Raw genomic sequence first — 6,736 nt, forward strand, 5'->3', positions numbered from 1 at the left:
TGTACATGCTTGTAAGTACATGCAGTGAGAAAGGAAGGTATATGTGTGCCATTTTTTAATATTTTGATTGAACTCTTTATCGGATTTTTCGCTTTATTTTCCATTACAAAGCTATTAGGGAAAACACAATTTGCACAAATCACGCCGTTTGATTTTATTTCTGCACTGATTTTAGGGGAGATGGTCGGTAACGCCATTTTTGATCCAGAAGTCAGCGTGCTACATATCCTTTTTGCAGTTGCAGTCTGGGGCGTTTTAATCTACACAGTTGAATGGCTTTCACAAAAATTCAAATCCATTCGCGCTTTTTTAGAGGGAAGACCCACTCTTGTGATTGATAAAGGAAAGATTCACTACAATCGATTAAAGAAAAATATGCTCGATTTAAATCAGTTGCAGACGCTGATTCGAGCGAAAGGGCATTTTGCTCTTAATGAAATTGAATTTGCCATTTTGGAAACGGATGGGTCTGTGAGTGTGCTTCCGAAAATGAAATATGCACCAGCTACAGCCGAAGATGTGAACGTGAAAGGAAAAGAAGTCACATTGCCTAGAACGTTTATTATCGACGGAGAGATTTTAAAAAAAGATTTAAAGGAAGCTGGATTTGATGAAGCGTGGCTGAGAGAGCAATTGAAAAAGCAGCACATATCCTCCTATAAAGACGTCCTATTTTGTGAATGGATTGAAAATGAAGGAATTTATGCGATGAAATATGAAAAAACATCCACAACCTAACACAGTGGATGTTTTTTTGTGTTTTTTTGTTTTATAACTGAATAGGATCAAAAAGAATACGTCAATGAAAACGTTCACAATATAAGGGGGAGATGTGTGATGAAGTATGGAAAACGACTGCTGATGATGGTATTGGCCTTACTGCTTTTTGACTCAGCTTATGCGCAAGCAGCTGGACACAACCATCAAACAAACCGCGTGCTTATTGTCGATCAAAAAGGAAATGGGACATTTCGAACGGTTCAATCTGCCATTGATGCGATACCAGTGAACAATCAACAGCAAACGACGATATATATTAAAAATGGTGTGTATAAAGAAAAGATTCTCCTTCCGCAAAATAAGCCGTATGTGTCCTTTATTGGAGAAAATCAGTATCAGACGATTCTGACGTATGATGATACAAATGCAAGCAGCGGGAGCACAACCAATAGCTCTAGTACAATGATTCGGGCAAATCATTTTTATGCAGAAAATATCACGTTTCAAAATACAGCTGGCCGAAACGCAGGGCAGGCGGTTGCCCTTTATGTATCCGGGGACCGGGCTGTGTTTAAACACGTACGTGTTCTCGGGTATCAAGATACACTTTATGCCACTGGCACAGGGAGACAATATTATGAAGATTGTTATATCGAGGGCACGGTTGACTTCATCTTTGGTTCAGCAACGGCTGTATTTAAAAGAGCTGAAATAAAAAGTCTTGGAAATGGGTATATTACAGCGGCATCCACAACAGAAGCGCAAAAGTATGGCTACGTTTTTATTGATTCCACATTAAATAAAGGAACGGCTTCGTCTCAATCTGTGTACTTAGGCCGTCCATGGAGACCACATTCGGCTGTCACGTTCCTCCAAACAAAAATGGATGAACATATTAAAGCTGAGGGATGGCATAACTGGGATAACAAAGACAACGAAAGAACGGCTAGATATCAAGAATATGGATCAACGGGCGCAGGGAGTCATGTGGCAAACCGAGTGAAGTGGTCAACGATATTAACAAAAAACGAAGCAAGTCAAATCACCGTTCAATCCGTGCTTAGCGGAAGCGATGGCTGGAATCCTGAAAAAAGGTAAAAGAGGCTTGTCAGTTTTCGTCAAAGAAAGCTGACTTTTCTGTTTAAAAAACCTTTGAGAACAAACGTTCTTTTGTGTATAATGAACATAATCTGCTAAATTTGGCTGCTTTTCTAAAAAGGAGGGATTGCGTGAAACGTTTCTCACAGGTCATGTTTTTACAACTATGTATTTTGTCGATGTTATTTCTCCCTTTTTCAGTGAAAGATGAACAACTAACAGCTCATGATGATCAATCAAAATGGATCACTTCTTTAGACGAATTCATTCGAACAGCACCTGATTTAGAGGGCGCAATTGCTGGCATCAGCGTACGCGATACTTCTGACACTTCTCTTCTTTATGAACATCAAGCGGACATCCGTCTGACTCCTGCTTCTAATATGAAATTACTCACATCTGCTATCGCACTCGATCTACTGGGTGAAACACACACTTTTCCAACAGACGTTTGGATAGATGGTTCAATTCACAAAAAAACATTGCACGGCAATCTTTATCTCCGAGGCTCTGGAGACCCGACATTGTTAGAAAGCGATTTTGCCGCATTAGCCAAACAAGTCAAAAAGGCCGGAATACATACGATTCGTGGACAGCTTGCAGCTGATGATACTTGGTTTGATGACACAAGGTATTCCATCGATCTGCCGTGGAGTGATGAAGATCAATATTACGGCGCTCAAATATCTGCTCTTACTGCTTCACCGAATGAGGATTATGATGCAGGAACGATCATTCTCGAAGTCAAGCCGGGAAAGAAAGCAGGGCAGAAGGCCAGCTATGAGATGATCCCGAAGACTGACGTCGCTCAAGTTGTCAATCAAGTGAAAACTGTGCCAGAAGGTGGAAAGAAGAAAATATCTTTTAAACGCTCTCACGGTACAAACAAAATTACACTGACTGGGACGATTCCGCTAAAAGCATCCTCGTCTAAACAATGGGTCGCATTATGGGAACCGACAACGTATGCTTTAGACTTAATGAAACGAGCATTAAAGGCTGAGGGGATTCAGCTGAAAGGACCACTCAAAACAAAACAAGTTCCTAAAAAAGCGAAAAAAATCGCTTCCCATACATCAATGCCTTTATCCGATCTTCTTGTTCCGATGATGAAATTAAGCAACAATACACATGCAGAAATTCTGTTAAAAGAACTTGGGAAGCGGGTAAAGAACAAAGGGAGTTTTGACAAAGGGCTTGACGTGCTGAATGAACGTCTTCCTGCCTATGGCATAGATGCATCTATGACTGTGTTGAGAGACGGATCAGGCATATCACCGATTAACCTTGTTTCTGCAAATCAATTCACGTTATTTTTGACAAACATTCAAAAGGAAAAATGGTTTAACACCTATGTCCATGCACTTCCGTTAGCTGGGGCAAGTGAGCGTATGGTGGGAGGTACATTAAGAAACAGATTGAAAGAACCAGCTACACTAGAAAAAGTGCGTGCAAAAACAGGTACGCTATCAACGGTCAGCACACTATCTGGATATATTGAAACGCAGAGTGGAAAAACGCTTGCTTTTTCCATCTTATTGAATCATCTCGTTGATGACGAAAAAGGAAAAGAGATAGAAGACCGCATTGTCAGCATGTTAGCTGAGGATCTTTAGACAGACAAGGAGAACCATCATGACGTTAGATAATAATCAATCTTTAGTAAAAACCATGTCGATCTTTCTAATTCCACTTTTATTAAGCAATATTTTGCAATCAATTGGACAGCTTGTTTCCATTGTGCTTGTCGGTAGATGGATTGGAGAGGATGCAGTAGCTGCGATTTCTGCATTCTTTCCACTTTTCTTTTTACTTGTTTCTTTTTCCATTGGGATTGGATCAGGGAGCTCGATCCTGATTGGACAAGCATACGGAGCAAAAAATGAGCAGAGGTTAAAGGAAATTATCGGTACAACGCTTTCGTTCACCTTTTTAATCGGACTTTCTTTAGCTATCATTGGAGGTTTTTTTGCCACAGATATTTTACATCTGATGGGGACACCTGCAAATATTGTGGAGGAAAGTGCGGCATATGCCAGAATCCTATTCATCTCCATGCCCATCTTATTTCTTTATTTTGTCTATACAACTTTTTTACGAGGAACAGGAGATTCAAAAACACCATTTTATTTCTTAATGATTAGTACAGGAACCAATATTTTATTGCTGCCAATTTTATTATTCGGCTGGCTTGGTTTACCGGCATTTGGTTTATATGGTGCTGCGTATTCTTCTGTGATTTCTACAATCGTTACGTTTATCATTCTTCATATCTATCTTTATAAAACAAAGCACCCGCTGCGCATTGATGCGTCGGTTAGAAAGCATTTATTGATGAAAGGGGATTTATTAAAAACGCTATTAAAGTTAAGTATCCCTTCTAGTATTAATATGATTCTCATTTCTTTATCAGAAATTGCTGTCATTTCTTTTGTCAACGATTATGGATCACAGGCGACCGCAGCTTATGGCGTTGTCAATCAAGTCGTAAGTTATGTACAGATGCCCGCAGTGAGCCTTGGTATTGCGGTTTCTATCTTCGCCGCACAGTTCATTGGCGCAGGAAACATGAATCGTTTGAAAGATGTCATTAAAATTGGGCTGGGGCTAAACTTTGCGTTAGGCGGATTGATTATTATTTTCGTCTATATTTTCGCACCACAAATTTTATCTATCTTTTTAACAGATCCTGCAACGATTGATATTGCATATAGTTTGGTCGTGATTACACTATGGAGCTATCTCATTTTCGGAACAGCACAAATCGTTGCTGCCACGATGAGAGCAAGTGGAACAGTTCTATGGCCGACCATCTTTAGTATTTGTTCCATTTGGCTTGTTGAAGTACCAGTGGCTTATGTGCTATCACACCATACATCGCTTGGGATCAAAGGAATCTGGATAGGATATCCTGCAGCCTTTTTTGTAAACTTATTGCTCCAATACGGCTATTATCGACTGGTATGGAAGAAAAAGCAGATCGTTGCACTTGTCCAATCATAATGTGAGCCTATCATCTGGCATATATATACGAAGATCGATTACTTTGTAGGGGGTCTGATCTTCTATGTTTTTAAACCAAAGAAGTGAGCTCAGTTCGTATGATATCGGTGACTTCACTTATGCTGGACCAGATTTTCAAGTCTTGACGTGGGGAGAAGGAACAACGCTGAATGTAGGAAAGTTTTGTTCCATCGCAAACGAAGTAAAAGTTTTTCTTGGTGGTGAACACCGAACAGATTGGGTCACAACGTATCCATTTAATCAAATTTTCACAGATGCTGCCCACATTGAAGGACATCCACGATCAAAAGGGGACGTGTGTATAGGGCACGATGTTTGGATTGGATATGGAGCAACAATCATGTCAGGGGTACAGATAGGAAACGGGGCAGTCATTGGAGCAAATAGTCTGATTACAAAAGATGTGCCTCCATATGCGATTGTCGCAGGGAACCCGCAGCGTCTCATGAAATATCGGTTTTCTTCTGATATCATTGAAAAACTTCAGTTGTTAGAATGGTGGAATTTAGAGTTTACCGTCATCCAATCTATTTTTCACCTCTTACAATCTAATGATATCGAACATTGTATAAAAGTTATAGAAGACATAAAAAAGAAAGGCTGAAAAGCCTTTCTTTTTTCTTTTTTTGCTTAACTGAGCCGTATGATGGTCAAGGTTGCTCCGGCCGCACCACCATCGCCAACTAATATAGCTGTGACAACCACTCCAAAAAACTGCAGTGAAATAGTATTACCAGCTGTTAAATTAACAATGACAGTATTGTTAATAAATGAAGTAGAGATAGTAGGTGATTGAACAGAACCAGAAATAGTATTTGTTCCATTTAACAGCAAACGCGTATTAATCAAAAGTGCTGTAGTGGTGTTGACTTGATACGTAATATAATATTTACCTGTTTGCAGAACGGTAAAAACCGTACTTGTGCCGTTTGCTGTAAAACCGGTAATGTTTTGAAAGTTCGGCAATGGAATATTCGTTCCCGAGGCTACAGTAACAATGGTAGGACCAGAACTATTAGCAGCATATAGTGCTGTATCCGTAAAACCACCTGTTCCAGTAGGTCCGGTAGCACCCGTGATACCTGTAGCGCCAGTCGGACCAGTTGGTCCAGTGCTGCCCGTCACACCAGTGGCACCAGTAGGTCCGGTTGAACCTGTGATACCCGTGGCCCCAGTAGCTCCAGTTGAACCTGTGATACCCGTGGCACCAGTTTCTCCAGTTGAACCTGTGATTCCCGTAGCGCCAGTCGGACCAGTTGGTCCAGTGCTGCCCGTTGCCCCAGTAGGTCCGGTTGAACCTGTGATACCAGTAGCACCAGTCGGACCGGTAGCACCTGTGATACCCGTGGCCCCAGTCGGACCGGTAGCACCCGTGATACCTGTGGCCCCAGTAGCTCCAGTTGAACCTGTAATTCCTGTAGCACCAGTCGGACCGGTTGCACCTGTGATACCCGTGGCACCAGTAGATCCGGTTGAACCTGTGATACCAGTAGCACCAGTAGGTCCGGTTGAACCTGTGATACCCGTGGCACCAGTAGCTCCAGTTGAACCCGTGATGCCAGTGGCCCCAGTAGGTCCGGTTGAACCTGTGATACCAGTAGCACCAGTCGCTCCGGTTGAACCTGTGATACCAGTAGCACCAGTCGCTCCGGTTGAACCTGTAATTCCTGTAGCTCCAGTCGGACCAGTTGGTCCAGTGCTGCCCGTTGCCCCAGTAGGTCCGGTTGAACCTGTGATACCCGTTGCCCCAGTAGGTCCAGTTGCACCCGTGATTCCAGTGGCACCAGTAGATCCGGTTGAACCTGTGATACCCGTTGCCCCAGTAGGTCCGGTTGAACCTGTGATACCAGTAGCACCAGTAGGTCCGGTTGAACCTGTGATACCAGTGGCCCCA

The 6,736-nt window shown here is 42.1% G+C and carries 6 protein-coding genes; 5 read left to right on the forward strand and 1 reads right to left on the reverse strand.

The genetic code is table 11. The annotated features are described in order from the left end of the window. Positions 1–45 precede the first annotated feature (45 nt). The 5 genes from ACTJJQ_RS07165 to ACTJJQ_RS07185 all read left to right on the forward strand — a co-directional run bounded on the left by ACTJJQ_RS07165 (position 46) and on the right by ACTJJQ_RS07185 (position 5,446). A complete protein-coding gene (locus ACTJJQ_RS07165) occupies positions 46–738 on the forward strand; it encodes a DUF421 domain-containing protein (protein WP_008346595.1) in 693 nt (230 codons plus the stop codon). A gap of 99 nt (positions 739–837) precedes the next feature. Continuing rightward, on the forward strand, positions 838–1,818 hold the full coding sequence (locus ACTJJQ_RS07170; RefSeq protein ID WP_056704304.1) for a pectinesterase family protein: 981 nt from the start codon (positions 838–840) through the stop codon (positions 1,816–1,818). 131 nt (positions 1,819–1,949) lie between these two features. After that, the gene (gene dacB / locus ACTJJQ_RS07175) at positions 1,950–3,434 is read left to right on the forward strand and encodes a D-alanyl-D-alanine carboxypeptidase/D-alanyl-D-alanine endopeptidase (protein ID WP_008346599.1); all 1,485 of its coding nucleotides are present in this window, start codon (positions 1,950–1,952) and stop codon (positions 3,432–3,434) included. Positions 3,435–3,453: 19 nt separating this feature from the next. Further along, positions 3,454–4,821, forward strand: a complete 1,368-nt coding sequence (locus tag ACTJJQ_RS07180; RefSeq protein WP_048002869.1) for an MATE family efflux transporter — start codon at positions 3,454–3,456, stop codon at positions 4,819–4,821. Between the two features lie 64 nt (positions 4,822–4,885). Beyond that, the gene (locus tag ACTJJQ_RS07185; RefSeq protein WP_072368391.1) at positions 4,886–5,446 is read left to right on the forward strand and encodes a CatB-related O-acetyltransferase; all 561 of its coding nucleotides are present in this window, start codon (positions 4,886–4,888) and stop codon (positions 5,444–5,446) included. A 26-nt stretch (positions 5,447–5,472) separates the two neighbouring features. Here ACTJJQ_RS07185 and ACTJJQ_RS07190 read toward each other — a convergent pair. Beyond that, positions 5,473–6,736 (reverse strand): BclA C-terminal domain-containing protein (locus ACTJJQ_RS07190; RefSeq protein WP_440600065.1); only part of this gene is annotated, 1,264 nt, incomplete at its 5' end.

The sequence above is a fragment of the Bacillus sp. 22483 genome, assembly GCF_052044605.1.
GTDB lineage: Bacteria > Bacillota > Bacilli > Bacillales > Bacillaceae > Bacillus > Bacillus altitudinis.

Excerpts from the sequence above, each read along its gene's own strand:
- ACTJJQ_RS07170 (WP_056704304.1), top strand. The coding sequence starts at position 838 with ATGAAGTATGGAAAACGACTGCTGATGATGGTATTGGCCTTACTGCTT.
- ACTJJQ_RS07180 (WP_048002869.1), top strand. The coding sequence starts at position 3,454 with ATGACGTTAGATAATAATCAATCTTTAGTAAAAACCATGTCGATCTTT.
- ACTJJQ_RS07185 (WP_072368391.1), top strand. The coding sequence starts at position 4,886 with ATGTTTTTAAACCAAAGAAGTGAGCTCAGTTCGTATGATATCGGTGAC.